18 protein-coding genes are annotated in these 16,831 nt (G+C 69.3%); 13 read left to right on the top strand and 5 right to left on the bottom strand.

The window, feature by feature from the left end:
• Nucleotides 1-55: 55 nt before the first annotated feature.
• The 6 genes from ACWC5O_RS22470 to ACWC5O_RS22445 all read left to right on the top strand — a co-directional run bounded on the left by ACWC5O_RS22470 (nt 56) and on the right by ACWC5O_RS22445 (nt 8,069).
• Nucleotides 56-1,024 carry a hypothetical protein gene (locus tag ACWC5O_RS22470; protein ID WP_450591173.1) on the top strand — a complete coding sequence of 323 codons (969 nt, stop codon included), beginning with the start codon at nt 56-58 and terminating at the stop codon, nt 1,022-1,024.
• Between the two features lie 37 nt (nt 1,025-1,061).
• Complete coding sequence (gene chvE / locus ACWC5O_RS22465; RefSeq protein ID WP_450591172.1) at nt 1,062-2,171, top strand: multiple monosaccharide ABC transporter substrate-binding protein; 1,110 nt, start codon at nt 1,062-1,064, stop codon at nt 2,169-2,171.
• Between the two features lie 44 nt (nt 2,172-2,215).
• A complete protein-coding gene (mmsA, locus tag ACWC5O_RS22460) occupies nt 2,216-3,766 on the top strand; it encodes a multiple monosaccharide ABC transporter ATP-binding protein (protein WP_450591170.1) in 1,551 nt (516 codons plus the stop codon).
• The gene (gene mmsB, locus ACWC5O_RS22455) at nt 3,763-5,007 is read left to right on the top strand and encodes a multiple monosaccharide ABC transporter permease (protein ID WP_393465538.1); all 1,245 of its coding nucleotides are present in this window, start codon (nt 3,763-3,765) and stop codon (nt 5,005-5,007) included. The genes mmsA and mmsB overlap by 4 nt, the downstream gene beginning before the upstream one ends.
• A gap of 53 nt (nt 5,008-5,060) precedes the next feature.
• Complete coding sequence (locus tag ACWC5O_RS22450) at nt 5,061-6,239, top strand: aldose epimerase family protein (RefSeq protein ID WP_450591168.1); 1,179 nt, start codon at nt 5,061-5,063, stop codon at nt 6,237-6,239.
• Between the two features lie 102 nt (nt 6,240-6,341).
• Nucleotides 6,342-8,069, top strand: coding sequence for a pyridoxal phosphate-dependent aminotransferase (locus ACWC5O_RS22445; RefSeq protein ID WP_450591167.1), 1,728 nt, complete (start codon nt 6,342-6,344; stop codon nt 8,067-8,069).
• A gap of 14 nt (nt 8,070-8,083) precedes the next feature.
• Here the strand turns inward: ACWC5O_RS22445 and ACWC5O_RS22440 are convergent, their stop codons facing one another.
• Nucleotides 8,084-8,812 carry a hypothetical protein gene (locus ACWC5O_RS22440; RefSeq protein WP_450591165.1) on the bottom strand — a complete coding sequence of 243 codons (729 nt, stop codon included), beginning with the start codon at nt 8,810-8,812 and terminating at the stop codon, nt 8,084-8,086.
• A 140-nt stretch (nt 8,813-8,952) separates the two neighbouring features.
• Entirely contained in the window at nt 8,953-9,612 is a 660-nt protein-coding gene (locus ACWC5O_RS22435; RefSeq protein WP_450591163.1) for an arabinan endo-1,5-alpha-L-arabinosidase, read from the bottom strand.
• 75 nt (nt 9,613-9,687) lie between these two features.
• On the opposite strand from ACWC5O_RS22435, the gene ACWC5O_RS22430 reads away from it, so the two are divergent.
• The 3 genes from ACWC5O_RS22430 to ACWC5O_RS22420 all read left to right on the top strand — a co-directional run bounded on the left by ACWC5O_RS22430 (nt 9,688) and on the right by ACWC5O_RS22420 (nt 12,085).
• Nucleotides 9,688-10,443, top strand: a complete 756-nt coding sequence (locus tag ACWC5O_RS22430) for a hypothetical protein (RefSeq protein ID WP_450591162.1) — start codon at nt 9,688-9,690, stop codon at nt 10,441-10,443.
• A complete protein-coding gene (locus ACWC5O_RS22425) occupies nt 10,440-10,778 on the top strand; it encodes a winged helix-turn-helix domain-containing protein (RefSeq protein WP_450591160.1) in 339 nt (112 codons plus the stop codon). The genes ACWC5O_RS22430 and ACWC5O_RS22425 overlap by 4 nt, the downstream gene beginning before the upstream one ends.
• A gap of 101 nt (nt 10,779-10,879) precedes the next feature.
• Nucleotides 10,880-12,085 carry an alpha/beta hydrolase family protein gene (locus ACWC5O_RS22420; RefSeq protein WP_450591158.1) on the top strand — a complete coding sequence of 402 codons (1,206 nt, stop codon included), beginning with the start codon at nt 10,880-10,882 and terminating at the stop codon, nt 12,083-12,085.
• 98 nt (nt 12,086-12,183) lie between these two features.
• On the opposite strand, the gene ACWC5O_RS22415 is transcribed toward ACWC5O_RS22420, so the two are convergent.
• Nucleotides 12,184-12,618 (bottom strand): ATP-binding protein, encoded by a 435-nt coding sequence (locus tag ACWC5O_RS22415; protein WP_450591157.1) that lies wholly within the window; start codon nt 12,616-12,618, stop codon nt 12,184-12,186.
• Between the two features lie 129 nt (nt 12,619-12,747).
• Between ACWC5O_RS22415 and ACWC5O_RS22410 the strand changes: the two genes are divergently transcribed.
• Genes ACWC5O_RS22410 through ACWC5O_RS22400 form a run of 3 tightly spaced genes read left to right on the top strand, consistent with a single transcriptional unit; the run spans nt 12,748 to nt 14,521 of the window.
• Nucleotides 12,748-13,575 (top strand): helix-turn-helix domain-containing protein, encoded by an 828-nt coding sequence (locus ACWC5O_RS22410; RefSeq protein ID WP_450591196.1) that lies wholly within the window; start codon nt 12,748-12,750, stop codon nt 13,573-13,575.
• The gene (locus ACWC5O_RS22405) at nt 13,572-13,763 is read left to right on the top strand and encodes a DUF397 domain-containing protein (protein WP_450591156.1); all 192 of its coding nucleotides are present in this window, start codon (nt 13,572-13,574) and stop codon (nt 13,761-13,763) included. Before ACWC5O_RS22410 ends, ACWC5O_RS22405 begins: the two co-directional genes overlap by 4 nt.
• Entirely contained in the window at nt 13,760-14,521 is a 762-nt protein-coding gene (locus ACWC5O_RS22400; protein ID WP_450591154.1) for a hypothetical protein, read from the top strand. Before ACWC5O_RS22405 ends, ACWC5O_RS22400 begins: the two co-directional genes overlap by 4 nt.
• 12 nt (nt 14,522-14,533) lie before the next feature.
• Here ACWC5O_RS22400 and ACWC5O_RS22395 read toward each other — a convergent pair whose 3' ends face one another.
• Complete coding sequence (locus ACWC5O_RS22395; protein ID WP_450591152.1) at nt 14,534-15,271, bottom strand: metallophosphoesterase; 738 nt, start codon at nt 15,269-15,271, stop codon at nt 14,534-14,536.
• A gap of 109 nt (nt 15,272-15,380) precedes the next feature.
• On the opposite strand from ACWC5O_RS22395, the gene ACWC5O_RS22390 reads away from it, so the two are divergent.
• Nucleotides 15,381-15,986 (top strand): CGNR zinc finger domain-containing protein, encoded by a 606-nt coding sequence (locus tag ACWC5O_RS22390; protein WP_450591151.1) that lies wholly within the window; start codon nt 15,381-15,383, stop codon nt 15,984-15,986.
• A 37-nt stretch (nt 15,987-16,023) separates the two neighbouring features.
• Here ACWC5O_RS22390 and ACWC5O_RS22385 read toward each other — a convergent pair whose 3' ends face one another.
• Entirely contained in the window at nt 16,024-16,671 is a 648-nt protein-coding gene (locus ACWC5O_RS22385) for a DUF4360 domain-containing protein (protein ID WP_450591149.1), read from the bottom strand.
• Between the last annotated feature and the right edge of the window lie 160 nt (nt 16,672-16,831).

The raw sequence follows: 16,831 nt of genomic DNA, 5'->3' as shown, positions 1-16,831 counted from the left end.
TTTTCCGCCCAGAGCCGCGAACCTTGTCCGAAATACCGAACACGAAGGACAGCTTGTGACCGACGCTTCCGCCCCGGCAGCCCGCAGGCCCGGCGAGCAGGTGCTCGCCGCACTCGGCCTGGGCGCGCCCGCCCTCGACCCCGCCGACACCTCCGCCCACAGCTTCCCGGGCGGCGGCCGCTGGCGCACCGAGATCCCCTCGTGCGAGGGTCCCGAAGCGCTGACGGTCGTACTGAAGGAGGCCTCCCGCCTCGACGTGCCGATCCACCGGATCAGCCAGGGCAGCGGCGTGTGGATGCTGACCGACGCCGAGATCACCGAGATGGTCGACGCGACCGGCGAACGTGACATCGAGCTCTGCCTGTTCACCGGCCCGCGCGGCACCTGGGACATCGGCGGCTCGGTGCGCACCGACTCGCGGGGGGCCGGACTGCGCGCCCGCGGCCACGACGCCGTCGCCGGCTGTGTCGAGGACGCCGTCCGCGCCACCGAACTGGGCGTCAAGTGCCTCCTCGTCGCCGACGAGGGCGTGCTGTGGACCCTGCACCGGGCCCGCCGGGCGGGCATCATCCCGGCCGACACCACCCTGAAGGTCTCGGCGCTGATCGGACCGGTCAACCCCGCCTCGTATGCGGTGTACGAGGGGCTGGGGGCCGACTCGATCAACGTGCCCAGCGATCTGACGCTGGATCACCTCACCGAGATCCGCCGGGTGTCCGGCGCCCCCATGGACATGTACATCGAGGCCCCCGACGATCTCGGCGGCTATGTGCGGATGTACGAGGTCGCCGAGCTGATCCGGCGCGGCGCACCGCTCTACCTGAAGTTCGGCCTGTCCAGGGCCCCCGGCATCTACCCGTGGGGCACCCACCTGCGGGACGTGACCCTGGACACCGCCCGGGAGCGGGTGCGGCGCGGCCGGCTCGCCCTCGACCTGCTCGCCCGGCACGGCGCGGACGGCCACATGGCGCCGCTCGGCTCCCGGCTGCCCGGCCCGCTCAACCGCTTCCCCAGCAACGCGTGACCCCTCTCAACGACGAGACGAACAAGGACTGATCATCATGCGCAACCGCAGAGCCGCCCTCGCCGCGATAGCCGGAACCGCCTCCCTCGCCCTCACCCTGTCCGCCTGCGGCCAGAGCGGCGAGGGCGGCAGCAAGGAGGAGAAGGGCAGCGCCAAGGGCGGCACCATCGGCATCGCCATGCCGACCAAGTCCTCCGAGCGCTGGATCAACGACGGCAACAACGTCGTCAAGAACCTCCAGGCGGCCGGCTACAAGACCAAGCTGGTCTACGGCGAGGACGACCCGGACACCCAGGTCTCCCAGATCGAGAACCTGATCACGCAGGGCGTCAAGGGCCTGATCGTCGCGGCCATCGACAACAAGTCCCTGAACAACGTGCTCCAGGAGGCCGCGGACGCCGACATCCCGGTCATCGCCTACGACCGCCTGATCCTCGGCACCAAGAACGTCGACTACTACGCCTCGTTCGACAACACCAAGGTCGGCGTGCTGCAGGGCACGTACATCGTGCACAAGCTGGGCCTGGACAGCGGCAAGAAGGGTCCGTTCAACATCGAGCTGTTCGCCGGCTCCAACGACGACAACAACACCAAGTACTTCTTCAACGGCGCGATGAGCGTGCTCCAGCCGTACATCGACAAGAAGCAGCTGGTGGTCAAGTCCGGCCAGACCGCTCTCAACAAGGTCACCACCCTGCGCTGGGACGGCGCGACCGCGCAGAAGCGCATGGAGGACATCCTCACCTCCTCCTACAAGTCCGGCAACGTCGACGCGGTGCTCTCGCCGTACGACGGCATCTCGATCGGCATCCTCGCCGCGCTGAAGTCGGACGGCTACGGCTCCAAGAGCCAGCCGCTGCCCGTCATCACCGGCCAGGACGCCGAGCTGGCCTCGGTGAAGTCGATCATCGCCGGTGAGCAGACGCAGACCGTCTACAAGGACACCCGCCAGCTCGCCAAGGTCGCCGCGACCATGGTCGACGACGCACTCAAGGGCAAGAAGCCGCAGGTCAACGACACCAAGACGTACGACAACGGCACCAAGGTCGTCCCCGCCTACCTGCTTCAGCCGGTGAGCGTCGACAAGTCCAACTACGAGGACGTGCTGGTCAAGGGCGGCTACTACACGGACGCCGAACTCAAGTAATCCAGACGAACCCGGCCGAACAACACTGATTGGAAGGCACGACCATGGCGGGACCCGTCCTGGAAATGCGCTCGATCGTCAAGACCTTTCCCGGTGTCAAGGCGCTGTCGGACGTCACCCTGACCGTCCGGCAGGGCGAGGTCCACGCCATCTGCGGCGAGAACGGCGCCGGCAAGTCCACCTTGATGAAGGTGCTCTCCGGCGTCCATCCGCACGGCACGTACGAGGGCGACATCCTGTTCGAGGGAGAAGTCTGCCGCTTCAAGGACATCCGGGCGAGCGAGCAGCACGGCATCGTCATCATCCACCAGGAACTGGCGCTGTCGCCGTACCTCTCCCTGGCGGAGAACATCTTCCTCGGCAACGAGCACGCCAAGGGCGGGTTCGTCGACTGGAGGGAGACCCTGCGGCACGCCACCGAGCTGCTGCGCCGGGTCGGTCTCGACGACCACCCGGAGACCCGCGTCGCCGACATCGGCGTGGGCAAACAGCAGCTCGTGGAGATCGCGAAGGCGCTGTCGAAGAAGGTGAAGCTGCTCATCCTGGATGAGCCGACGGCGGCGCTGAACGACGAGGACAGCGACAAACTCCTGGGTCTCATCCTGGAGTTGAAGAAGCAGGGCATCACCTCGATCATCATCTCCCACAAGCTCAACGAGATCCGCAAGGTCGCCGACTCGGTGACGATCATCCGTGACGGTCATTCCATCGAGACGCTGGATGTGAAGTCTCCGGAGACGACCGAGGACCGGATCATCAGCGGCATGGTGGGCCGCGACCTGGACCATCGCTTCCCCGAGCGCACGTCGTACGACGGCGAGCCGGACGCGGCCCCGGCCCTGGAGATCCGCAACTGGACCGTGCACCACCCGATCGACCAGGAGCGCACGGTGGTCGACGACGTGTCGATCAGTGTGCGCCGCGGGGAGATCGTCGGCATCGCCGGCCTGATGGGCGCGGGCCGCACCGAGCTGGCGATGAGCGTGTTCGGGCGGACGTACGGCCGGTACGCGGGCGGCTCGGTCCTCAAGGACGGCACGGAGATCCGTACGAGGTCCGTCGCGGAGGCGGTCGACCACGGCATCGCGTACGTCACCGAGGACCGAAAGCACTACGGCCTCAACCTCATCGACACCATCAACCGCAACATCTCGCTGACCGCGCTGAAGAAGGTCGCCAAGCGGGGCATCGTCGACGAGCACGAGGAGCGGCAGGTCTCCGAGGGCTTCCGCAGGTCCATGAACATCAAGGCGCCGACCGTGTTCGAACCGGTGGGCAAGCTGTCGGGCGGCAACCAGCAGAAGGTCGTCCTCAGCAAGTGGATCTTCGCGGGTCCGGACGTGCTGATCCTGGACGAGCCCACGCGCGGCATCGACGTGGGCGCCAAGTACGAGATCTACACGGTCATCGACCAGCTGGCCGCCCAGGGCAAGGCGGTCGTCTTCATCTCCTCCGAGCTGCCCGAGCTGCTCGGCATGTGCGACCGCATCTACACGATGGCCGCCGGACGGCTGACCGGTGAGGTGCCGCGGGCCGAGGCCACGCAGGAAGTGCTGATGCGTCATATGACGAAGGACAAAGAGGTAACGCGATGAGCACCGATGTCACCGACAAGATCCCGGCCTCGGCGCCGCCGGGCAGGAGCGGATCGGCCTCCGGCGCCGGCCTGCTCCAGCTGATGCTGGACGGGCTGCGCCGCAACATGCGCCAGTACGGCATGCTGATCGCGCTCGGTCTGATCGTCGTCCTCTTCACCGTCTGGACCGACGGGGACCTGCTGCTGCCGCGCAACGTCTCCAACCTGGTGCTGCAGAACAGCTACATCCTGATCCTCGCGATCGGCATGATGCTGGTCATCATCGCGGGCCACATCGATCTGTCGGTCGGCTCGCTGACGGCGTTCGTGGGCGCGTTCGCGGCCGTGCTGACCGTGCAGCACGGCGTGTCGTGGCCGATCGCCCTGGTGCTGTGCCTGCTGATCGGCGCGGCCGCGGGCTCCGTCCAGGGCTTCCTGATCGCCTATCTCGGCATACCGTCGTTCATCGTCACCCTCGCCGGCATGCTGCTCTTCCGCGGCCTGACGGAGATCCTGCTCAAGGGGCAGACCCTCGGCCCGTTCCCGGACGGTCTGCAGAAGATGGGCAACGGCTTCCTGCCCGAGGTCGGCCCGAACACCAACTACCACAACCTGACCCTGCTGCTCGGGCTCGCCCTGATCGTGGCCGTGGTCTGGCAGGAGGTCCGCGACCGCAGCCGCCAGCAGGAGTTCGCGCTGGACGTGCTGCCCACCCGGCTCTTCCTGCTCAAGCTGGTCGCCCTGGTCGCCGCGATCCTCAGCCTCACGATGCTGCTCGCCAGCTACAAGGGCGCCCCGATCGTGCTGATCATCCTCGGCGCGCTGGTCGTCGGCTACGGCTACGTCATGCGCAACGCGGTGTTCGGCCGGCACATCTACGCGATCGGCGGCAACCTGCCGGCGGCCAAGCTGTCCGGCGTGAAGGACAAGAAGGTCACCTTCTACGTCTTCCTGAACATGGGCGTGCTCGCGGCCCTGGCGGGTCTGGTGGTCGCCGCCCGTCTGAACGCGGCCTCTCCGAAGGCGGGCGTCAACTTCGAACTCGAGGCGATCGCCTCGTCGTTCATCGGCGGCGCGTCCATGAGCGGCGGTGTCGGCACCGTCCTCGGCGCGATCATCGGCGGTCTCGTCCTCGGCGTGCTGAACAACGGCATGAACCTCCTCAGTGTCGGCACCGACTGGCAGCAGGTCATCAAGGGCCTCGCCCTGCTGGTGGCGGTCGGATTCGACGTGTGGAACAAGCGCAAGTCCGGTTCGTAAGTCAGACAGGGCCCCGCCGGAAGGCGGGGCCCCTCCTTTAGCGGGAGCCGCACATGGAACTGAACAGACGCACGGTCATCGCAGGCGCCGCGGCGGCGGGCCTCGCCGCCACCGCCCTCGGCACAACAGCGACATCAGCCACTGCCGCGGCGGGGGCCGAGGCCACCTCGGGAGGCAGGAAGCCGGTGAAGGAACCCTTCGGCAAGCTCGCCGACGGCACGAAGATCTACCGCTGGTCGCTGGAGAACGGCGGCACCCGGCTGAAGGTCCTCAACTGGGGCGGCGTCGTCCAGAGCCTGGAGATACCCGACCGGCACGGCCACCACGCCAACGTCTCGCTGGGCTTCGACAACATCGACGACTACGTGGCGAAGACCCCGTACTTCGGCGCCCTCATCGGCCGCTACGGCAACCGCATCGCCAAGGGCCGGTTCACCCTCGACGGCAAGAGCTACCAGCTGTCCGTCAACGACGGCGTGAACAGCCTGCACGGCGGCAAGCAGGGCTTCGACAAGCACGTGTGGGACGTGGAGCCGTTCACCAAGGGCACCGACGTCGGCCTGCGCCTGCACTACACCAGCGTCGACGGCGAGATGGGCTACCCGGGCACGCTCAAGGCGAAGGTGACGTACACCCTCACCAGGCACGGTGAATGGCGCATCGACTACGAGGCCACCACCGACAGGGCGACCGTCGTCAACCTCACCAGTCACGTCTACTGGAACCTGGCGGGCGAGGGCAGCGGCACGATCGAGGACCACGAACTCCGCATCGCCGCCTCCCGCTACACCCCCACCGACTCGGGTCTGATCCCCACCGGTGAACTGGCCAAGGTCGCGGGCACCCCCTTCGACTTCCGGCACGCCAAGCCGATCGGCCGCGACATCCGCGCCGGCCACGAGCAGCAGGTGCAGGCCAAGGGCTACGACCACAACTGGGCCCTGGACAAGGGCATCACCGCCAAGCCCGAGCACGTCGCCACGCTGTGCGACCCGCGCTCCGGCCGCACCCTGAAGATCGCCACCGACCAGCCGGGCCTGCAGTTCTATTCCGGCAACTTCCTCGACGGCACCCTGACCGGCACCGGCGGCCGCACCTACCGCCAGGGCGACGCCCTGTGCCTGGAGACCCAGCACTTCCCGGACTCGCCGAACCACGCGAACTTCCCGTCCACCGTGCTGCGGCCGGGCCAGACCTACCGGACGACGACGATCCACACGTTCTCGGCGTGAAGCGGCTCACACAGCACGTGAGTTGAACGCCACTGCTGTGTCCTCCGTATCCATGGGTGGCCCGGGCTCCCCCGCCCGGGCCACCCTTCGACGGAGGTTCCCTTGCCTGACAACGTCACCTCGTTGTTCCGCAACACCGCAGCGCACAGCCCTTCGATGGCGGCGCTGGCGCGGGAGAGCGACGGGTCGGGTCCGGTGGACTTCTGCATCCCGTGCAATCCGTACTTCCCCACTCCCGCCATGTTCGAGGAGATGGCGGTCCGGCTGCGCGAGATCATCACGTACTACCCGAGCAGTGCCGACACCATCACGGCCGAGCTGTGCAGCCTGCTCCAGCTGCCGCCGCAGTGCGTGGCGATGGGCAACGGCTCGACGGAGCTGATCACCTGGATCGACCACCTCCTGGTCCGCGAGTCCCTGGCCGTCCCCGTCCCGACCTTCGGCCGCTGGACCGACCAGCCGATGGAGACCGGCAAGCGGGTCGACATGTTCCCGCTCCAGGAGGCGAACGGCTTCGCGCTGGACCTCGCCCAGTACGCCGAGTTCATCCGTGCCCGCGGCACCCGCGTGGCGGTCGTCTGCAACCCGAACAACCCCGACGGCGGCTATCTGCGCAAGCAGTCGGTGGTGCAGTTCATGGACGCGATGGCGGACCTGGACCTGGTGGTCGTGGACGAGTCGTTCCTGGAGTTCGCCGACGCGGAGGCCGACCCGAGCGTCGTCCAGGAGGCCATGCTCCGGCCCAACGTGGTCGTGCTCCGCAGCCTCGGCAAGAACTTCGGCCTGCACGGCATCCGCTTCGGCTACCTCGTGGCGAACCCGGCCCTGGCCGGCCGCGTCCGCGCGATGCTCCCGAAGTGGAACCTCAACTCCTTCGCCGAGCACGTGGTGTTCATGCTGAAGGAGCACGGTGCCGAGTACGCGCAGAGCCTGATGCAGGTGCGCCGGGACCGACTGGAGATGGCCAGCCAACTCTCCGCCCTGCCCGGCCTCACGGTCTATCCCTCCCAGGGCAACTTCCTGTTCGTGCGACTTCCCGTGGGAGCCGAGGGCACCGTGGTCCGGGACCGGATGCTCACCGAGCACCGGATCCTGGTCCGCGAGTGCGGCAACAAGATCGGCTCCTCCAGCCGCTTCCTGAGACTCGTGGTGCGCCCCCAGGTCGACGTGCGTCGCCTGGTGTCCGGCCTGGAGCAGGTGCTCTACGGGTCCAGGAGGGGAGCCGCCGTACCCGAGCTGGGCACAGGGACCAGCTACAGCTCGGGTACGGCGGCCGTGGACCGGCTGGTCAGCACGACCAACGGCGCCGGAATGCCGGGGCTTGCCGCGCAGGCGGTCGGCACCGGCGCCGCCCCGGCCGCCGGCACCGGCATGCCGCTCCCCGCCGCCGCAGCGCCGACCGGCGGCGGGATGCCGATGCCGGCGGCAGCTCAGGCGATGCCGGTACAGCAGCCGGTGCCACCTCAGCCGGTGCAGCAGCCGGTGGCCCCGGCACCGACACCTGCACCGGCCCCCGTCCCGGCTCCGGCTCCGGTGCCTGTCCCGGCGCCGGTACCGGTACCGGCGCCCTACCCGACACCGGTACCCGCACCCGCGCCTGTCCCCGCGGCTCCCGTCCCCGTCCCGGCCCCGGCCGCCCCGCTCGGCCCCACCCCGCCGGGTGTTCCGGCCCGCGGGGGCCTCACGGCGGCCCAGGTACGCGGCATGACGGCCCCGGGCACCCCGGCCACCGGTCTGCCCCCGGCCACCGGTCTCACCCCGGCCCCGGCGACCGGCTGGCCCAACGCACAGAGCTGGCCGAACGCGGCGGGCATGGGGCAGGCGGGCTAGCGGACCGGCGGTCCTCAGGGCAGGGGCAGCGCCTCGGCGCCCGAGAGGAGAGGGATGGGCTCGTAGGCGGCGGTTCCGGGACCGCACGCGGGCGTCGTGTCAGCGGTGCCCGACACGTTGGACCCGGCCTCGTACGGCCCGTCGCCCGCCACCGTGGTGAAGTGGTCGGTGTGCGCGGCCGAGTAGTACAGGCACTGGTGCAGGTTCACGTACGTCCCCGCCGTCAGGTCGAGCGCCCTGGCGTAGGACAGGGCAGGGACGAGGAAGTAGTTTCCGTCGCCGCTGCCGCAGGACGGTGTGCGGTCCGCCGTGCCGGAGACGTTCGTCCCGGCGGCGAAACGGCCGTCGCTGCTCGGCACCACCGTGGTGAAGTAGTTGTCGGCCGAGGACGAGTAGTACGTGCACTGGTGCAGGTTCAGATACCGGCCGCTGCGCAGGTCCAGCGCCTTGACGCCCGACAGGAGCGGAATGAGGCCGAAGTTCCCGTCGCCGCCACCACAGCGGGGTGTGCGGTCCGCCGTGCCGGAGACGTTCGTGCCGGCGAGGAAGCGGCCGTCCCCGCTCGGCACGAACGTGGTGAAGTGGTCGGCGGCGAAGGCGGAGTAGTACAGGCACTGGTGCAGGTTCAGGTACGGGGCAGGGGCTTCGGCGGCGGCCGCGTCGGCCAGGCCCGGCCCGAGTGACAGCGCTACGGCGCTGAGCGCGGCGGTGAGCCACTTCCGGAGGAGTCCCTGGTGAGCCACTCGTGTCTCTTTTTCTCGGTGGGGGGGTTCTCGACGCAGCGAGGAGGAGGAACAGAAGTCAGCACAGCAGACCACGGTGGGCGCAGGTGCGGTCGTCGTCCGAAACCGGCCGAAGGCGTGGACCGGGTGCACGCGGGGCGCTAGTACGCCACCGGCCAACCCGTGCTCCAGCTCAGCAGGTTGATGCCGAGCTTCGGGGTGCCGTTGTCGTTGCCGTCGTAGTAGTGGTAGACGATCAGGTCGCCGTCGGTGTCGTTCATGACGGACTGGCCGCCGGGGCCGATGACGCTGCCGTGCGACTCCAGGACCGGGGTGCCGCCGTTGGCGGTCATCGCGACGCCGCTCTTGTCGTAGTAGGGGCTGGTGACGGAGGTGGCGCGGCCGACCTTCACCTTGTACGTCGAGCTGGTGCCCTGGCAGCAGACGTCGTCGTCCACGAAGAGGTTGGGGGCGATGGCGTTGTAGTCGCTGGAAGTGGTGGAGGTGTGGACGACGCCGTAGTCGGTCCAGGAGCCCGGCAGGCCCGTCGTCGAACCGGCCAGTCCGATCGCCGACTTGTTGGAGCCGAACGTGGAGACCGCGTAGTACATGAGGTACTTGCCGCCGTGGTACGAGATGTCCGGCGCCCAGGCCTCGGTGGCGTACGACGACCACCAGCTCGGCTCGGTGGAGAAGGCGTCGGAGCCGGCGGTGAAGGAGACGCGGTCGGTGGAGGTCTTGTAGGCCAGTCCGCCGCCCGTCGAGTAGAGCAGGTAGCGGCCGGCCGACGTGCGGATCATCGTCGGGTCGTCGACGACCACGCGTTCTCACACATGCGGACGGTAAGTACACATGGGTTTCTTGTCATAACTGGTTTGTGATGCAAAGCTGATGCCATGACAGACGCATCGGTGCCCTCTCCGGGTACTCCCCACGAAGTCCTCGCCGGCTTGGGCGAGTTGACCCGCCGGGTCCGTGCCGCGCAGCGCGGCGCCTGGTTTCCCCTCCTGCTGCTGGGGGTACTCACGCTGGGCGGGATCCTGGTCAGCCGCTTCACCTTCAAGGTCGAGACCGCACCCTGCCCGGCGACCGCCCCCGCGGCAGGCCCCGGCTGCACCGTGGTCACGCAGGTCACGCAGGGCTCGCCGGTCTACTGGCCCATCGGGCTCGCCCTGGCCTACGCCGCGACGGCGTTCTTCTACATCCGCCGCTCCCGCAACCGCGGAGTCGGCACCCCGGTCCGGCCGTACATCCTCACCGGGATCGCCCTGTTCGGCCTGACGACCGCCACCGCGATCTGGAGCCTCCACCACGGGATGCCGCAGCCCGGCGAACGGCTCGACTTCTGGGGCCTGCACCTCGACCCCGCCTCCGGGGTGACGAAGTTCCTCGAGCGACTCGCCGGGAACGCCACAGCCGTCGGGCTGCCGCTGCTGGTGCTGTCCTGGGTGGAGCGCAGCCGCGTCCTGCTGCTGCTCACCGTGGTGTACCTGGCCATCGAGCTGGTGCCGCTCACCGACGGCTGGGCGGGGATCCCGTTCACCTCGCCCTGGTCCGCCGTGCCCCACTTCGGCGTCCCCGGTGTGCTGCTCCTGCTCGGCTCCCTCGGTTTCGGTCTGGCCGAGCTGCACCGTCAGCGCAACGACTCATGACCGATCAGCCCGACCCGCACCCCGTCACCGGACTGGACGACGTCGTCCACCAGCGTGTCCGCCTCGGCATCCTCACCGTCGCCCACCAGGCACGCCGGGTCGAGTTCGGCTTCCTGCGCACGGCTCTCGGCCTGACCGCCGGAAATCTCAGCCAGCACCTGGCCGTCCTGGAGAAGGCCGGACTGGTCGACATCGAGAAGGGCTACGAGGGCAAACGCGCCCGCACCTGGCTCTCCCTCACCCCGGCCGGCGGCCGCGCCCTGCAGGACGAGGTCACCCAGCTCAAGCGACTCATCCACCAGATCGAGCAAGGCAGCTCAGCCCCGGAGTCCTGATCCGGACTCCCGCGAACCGTGGTGAGCCGTGAGCGGCTCCCGCCGACGTCCGGCGAACCCGGACAGCACGCCGAACACCGCCCAAGAACCGGGGAGGACACGTGACCATCACATCGCTCACCAAGACGGACTTGACGCGCCGTCGCATGCTCGCAGCCGCGCTGGCGGCGGGGGTCGGGGCCGCCGTGCCGATCAGCGCGGCGCGCCAGGCGTGGGCGGCTCCGACCGCCCCCGGCTCGTCCCAACTCACGCTGCCCAGGCCCACCGGGCCGCACCCCGTGGGCACGGTGCCGCTCCACCTCGTCGACACCTCACGTCCGGATCCCGTGGCCGGCCCCGGGCATCACCGCGAGTTGATGGCCAGCGTCTGGTACCCCGCACGCAACGCCCACGACCTGCCGCGCGCCCCCTGGATGACCGAGGGCGCGATGCGGGCGTTCCTGGCGGACGTCGACTTCCCCCTCGACCCCGCCCTCGGCCCGCTCACCGCCGCACACGTGGGCGCGCCCGTGCACCATGCCGGCCACCGCCTGCCCGTCATCGTGTACTCGCACGGCTCGGGCACCCACCGCGGCGACCACACCATCATGGGCCAGGAACTCGCCAGCCACGGCTACGCCGTGGTCACCGTCGACCACACGTACGACGCGTTCAGCGAATTCCCCGACGGCCGGCTCACCGTCCCGGCAGAGGTCCCGCCGTTCCTGGGGCCACGGGACTTCGCCGCGGACATCCGGTTCGTGCTCGACGTCGTCGAGGGCCTTGCCGCCGGGCGCAACCCCGACGTCGACGGCAAGCCACTGCCCCGGGGCCTGCTCGGCGCTCTCGACCCACAGCGCATCGGCGCGTTCGGCTGGTCGAAGGGCGGCACCGCCACCGCGCTCACCATGCTCGCCGACCAGCGCGTCCGCGCCGGGCTCAGCCTCGACGGCCCGATGCAGCCGACCATCACCGCCGACCTGAACCGGCCGTTCATGATGATGACCGCCTCGTTCACCCGGGCCGCCATGCCGGACGTCGCCGAGTTCTGGACACACCTTCGCGGCTGGCGGCTGGACATCCAGGCCGACGGGGCCGTCCACTTCTCATACGGCGACAACGCGACACTGATCCCGCAGGCGGGCAAGATCCTCGGCATGACCGACCAGCAGATCCAGGACATGGTCGGCACCCTCGATCCGGCCCGGGCGGTGCGGATCCAGCAGGCCTACCCGCTGGCGTTCTTCGACCTGCACCTGCGGCACCGCAGGGGGCATCTGCTCGACGGCCCGAGCGCGGCCTTCCCAGAAGTGAAGTTCATCCCGTGAAGCGTCGGACCGCCAGGAAGCGCGCGACCCGATCGGCAGGGGCCACCGCTCAGATCCCCCACGAGCCGACGTCGAACCACTGACCACTCGCGCGAGGGTCAAGCACTCACAGTGATCGACTTACGTCGAGGCAACGGCAGGTCGACCTCGGCCCGTACGGTCTTCCCCGGCGGGTCACGGTCGACCACGTCCCACCGATCGGCCAACGCGTCGACCAGCACGAGCCCGCGCCCCGCCTCGGCGAGCGGCGCGGGCTCGCACACGTCCCGGGGGCCGGGCGGGCGGCGTTCGGCCCGCGTGTCGGTCACCTCGACCCGCACCCGCCCGGGGAGCAGGGAGAGCCGCAGCTCGAAGTCCCGACCGGGTACGCGCCCGTGGATCACGGCATTGGCGGCCAACTCGGCGACGATCCCGGCCACGGCGTCGGCGGTGTCGGTGCCATGCGGGATGCCCCAGGCGTCGAGTTGGGCGAGAGCGAGGTGCCGTGCCAGACGGGCGCCGCGGGGAGTCGGGCTGAGGCGTTGGGTGAGCATGAGCCCAATGTGAGGCGTGCGAGCAGGGCTTCACCAGGTGCGGCGCGCGTACGCTTCGCGAGCGTACGCGGTGACGGACTGGACAGTACTCGTCACTGGCCGTGACCATGGGCGCGGGAGGTGACCGTGGTGGTCGACGGGCGGGTGGGCGAGCCGGAGTCTTCGGACAGCATGCGGACGTTCGGGGCGGTGGTGCAGGCGCTTCGCGAGTATCACCGGCTGAGCAGGGAGGAGTTCGGTCGGCATGTGGGGTTCTCCAAACACACGGTGGCGTCGGTGGAGCTGGGGAGGCGAATGCCGGATGTGGAGTTCGTGGAGGCGGCGGAGGGGGTGTTGGGGAACACCGGGGCGCTGAGGAAGGCGGCAGGGTGCCTGGAGCGACAGGCGGGGTTGACGGCTTGGTTCCGGCGGTGGGCGCGGCTGGAGAAGCTGGCGATCACTCTCTACACGTATGAGTGCCGGATGATTCCGGGGTTGCTGCAGACGGAGGCGTACGCGCGACAGTTGTTCGTCGACGAGTTGCCGCCACTGACCGACGAACAGATCGAGGCCAACTGGGCCGCGAGGGCGGAACGTCAACGGCTGTTGAGGGAGCGGCCGAACACCGCCTTCAGCTTCATCATCGAAGAGCAACTGTTCCTGCGCCGGACCGGCGGCAGGGAGGTCACGCGTGAAGCCGTCGGCCACCTGCTGGACGTCATGCAACTGCGGAACGTCGAGGTCCAGATCATGCCGCTGGTACGCGAATCACACGCTGGGCTGCACGGGCCCATGCAACTGCTGGAGAGCCCGGACAACAAGTGGTTCGGCTACATGGAAGCACCGGAGTGCGGGCAGCTCGTCTCCGACGCAAAGGTGGTCAGCGTTCTCAACCGCCGGTATGCCAGGATGCGTTCACAGGCTCTGTCAGCCGAGGACTCGGCGAGCCTGCTGGAGCAGATGCGAGGAGACCTATGAGCACCTCCGAACTGGCCTGGTTCAAAAGCAGCTACAGCAGCAGCGGTTCCGGTGACTGTGTCGAGGTAGCCCACACCTCCGCCACCATCCACATCCGCGACTCGAAGGACAAGCAAGGCCCCCAGCTTGCCCTCTCCCCCACCACCTGGGCCGACTTCCTCACGTACGCCGCGAAGCGACCGGCGTGACCGGCAACGCGGCACTCGCCGACATCCTCGACCGCGGTGCCGCCGCGACGGAGTCGGACCAGCTCCTCGCCGCCCTCGCCGACCACGGCGTCTTCGTGCCCGTGCAGGCGAACGGGTCGGTGATGTTCCTTCGGAACGAGGACGGCAGCCCCTCCCTCCCCGGCTACGTCAGCGAAGCGTGCCGCGCCGAAAAGCTCCCTCAGGCCTTCGGCGCGGTCCACTGCGACGCCCTGCGGCTGATGGACATCGCCCAGCAGACCGGCGTCGGCGTCCTTGCGCTCTTCTCCACCGCCAACTGGGCGCGTGTACCGATGCCGTTGCTGTACCGGACGATGCGTGAGCGCGGTCAGCAGGCCGGCGGGCAGCAGCTGAAGCTCACCTGGTCGACGCATCCCGTCGCCGTGGCGCTGCGAGATGCCCTGGCCCGGCGGATACGGGAGTTCCCGCCCGTCCGCACGGTCTGGGTGTCGCAGGCGCGACGTGTCGACACGGGCATGGAGCACCTAATGCTGCACGTGGCCGTCGACGAGCCGCTGCCGTCGGCCTCCGCGCACCGGCTGATGGAGACGCTGCTCGGCGGGGAGGTGGTGCTCGGCGACGGCAGCCCCCAGGTGGGCATGCTCCCGCTGAACACCACCGAGCACGCTGCCACCATCGCCGAGTTGGAGCGCATGGGTCTGGACACCGTACGGTCCGACCCGGCCACAGGGCGGGTCGAGGTGGTGTCCCGCGAGTACGACGCCCCGGACGCGAACTAGACGCTGCCGGCGTTACGGCACGACGCGGAAGTGGGTCGTCAGACGCCGCTCGTCGTCCAGGATGTGGAAGGCGATGCCGGGCGGCTGGTCCGCGACCTCGTCTCCGGCCTCCCAGGGCAGGCGCAGGTTCCAGGTGACCGCGGGAGCGACCAGCAGCGGACGGCCGGCGAACGTGGAGGCTGCCGCGGTGTGGGCGTGGCCGGTGAGGACGGCTACGACCTGGGGGTGCGCGGCCAGCAGTTCGGCCAGGTCCTCGGGCTGCTGCAGGCGGCTGTCGTCGGGCAGCGGGTGGTGCAGACGGACCGGGGGCTGGTGGAAGGCGATCAGCGCCGGGGTGTCGTCGTCCAGCCCGTCGAGTGTCGAAGCCAGCCACTGGAGGGTCTCCGGTGCGAGGAGCCCTTCGTCGCGCCCCGGGATGGTGGCGTCGCACATGAGGATCGCCGCACCGGCCACGTGGTGCAGACGGTTGACGGGGCCGTCCGATACTGGCTCGCGCAGGAGGGCCTTCCGGTAGGCCTGCCGCACGTCGTGGTTCCCGGGGCAGGTCAGGACCGGGAACGGTCCGGTGAGAATGCCCGCCGCCTGCTCGTACTCGCTCTCCGCGCCGTGGTCGGCGATGTCCCCGGTGACCAGCACCGCGTCGACGGGCCGCTCCCGACTGGCGAGATAGTCCATGACACGGGTGGCGCGCTCGGTCGCGCGCTCGGTGCCGTCGAGATGGAGGTCGCTGATCTGAGCCAGAACAACCAAGGTTCGTTCCCCTCCTGCTACTACCGAACGGAAAACGTGTCGTTTTCCGTTAGAGACCGTAGGGCAGGGAAGGTAATGTGATCAAGGGGCACCGGAGGAGGGAGGTCGCATGGAGCGTTATCTGGCCCTGGAGTTGGCCGGCACGATCCGCCATGACGGGCAGGGCGGAGTGGCGGACGATCTGTCCACCACGCAGGGCCTCGCCGCCTGGGTCGACACGCAGGCCGACCTGCTCGGCCGCTACGGCAGCCGGCCGGACTTCGCCACCGACGAAGAGACCAGACGCGAAGTCGTGGCCGTACGCGAGGCCGTGCGCGCCCTGTTCGCCCGGGCGGTGAGCCCCGCGCCTCCGAGTCCCGCGGACGCGCACCGGCTGCTACCCGCTGATGAGGCCGTAGCCCGGCTCAATGCCACCGCCTCCCGGCGCGGGGTCGTCCCGCACCTCGACTGGCCCCACGAAAGCCCCGCACAGCTGCGCTTCCGATCGGCCGAGCCGGAGACGCCGACCGGGCCGGCGGCCGTGCTCGCGCACGCGGCGATCGACTTCCTGACCGGTCCGCAGCGCGACAATCTACGGGCCTGCACGGCCCCGCGCTGTGTCCGGTACTTCCTCAAGACGCACGGCCGCCAGGAGTGGTGCAAGCCGTCCTGCGGCAACCGTGCCCGCGCCGCCCGGCACTACCAGCGTCACCGCGCCTCCGAGACGCGTACGTGAGCACCGGCCGGACGACGCGGTCACGCGTCGCACCCGGCTACGAGCCCGGGCAGTGCTTCCACGCGAAGTGGTACACGGTGCTGATGTCCCCGTCGGTCGAGTCCATCGTCATGAAGCTCACCTTGCTCGGCGTGCTGCCCGCCGTCACCCGCAGCTCGGTGTTGATGTTGAAGTTGCGCAGCACCCCGCAGGGTGCCCAGACCAGCTGGGTCCAGTCGGTGCTGTCGGTGGCCTGCCAGTCGTCGTTGTAGGGGCCGCTGAAGGGGTGGCTCTTGGCCGCGGTGTTCGGGGAGCCCTGGAAGTAGTACGACGCCTTCTGCGTGCCCGACGCGCCCGGCTGGAGCGAGAGGAAGCCCCGGTAGTCCGCGCTGGCGACGGCGTAGGTGAAGCCCTGCGGGACGTGCACGACCAGGTTGAGCTGGCAGTTCTTGCGGAAGGCCGTGGGGTCGGAGTTGCCGCCGGCCTGGGCCAGGTAGTTGCTGTAGGTCACCGTGAAGGCGGTGTTGTCCGGGGAGACGGCCACGGCGGCCGTGCCCGCGGGACAGCCGGAGCCGTTCACTGTGGCGACGTCGATGACGATCTTGTCCGGGGGTGGGTCGTCGAAGACGGGGGAGGAGCTCGAAGCGGGTATCGCGGTGGTGAGAAGAGCGGCTACGGCACCGCTCAGGAGGAGTCCACCAGCCATGCTTTCTCCAGTTGTCGAGTGGGGGGTTTCGGCCTCCGACCCGTCCGTTCAACCTTGAAGAGGCTGTGTGGAACCTGTGAAGGAGGGGGAGGCGAGGGAATCGTAGGAAGCCCCGCTCCGCCCCGGCAGGGCGAACTCCGGCCATTCACTTCGGGCCGTT

The organism is Streptomyces sp. NPDC001450, from assembly GCF_053597295.1.
The sequence above is the reverse complement of the archived record's forward strand: the minus strand, read 5'-3'. Positions and strand labels throughout refer to the sequence as shown.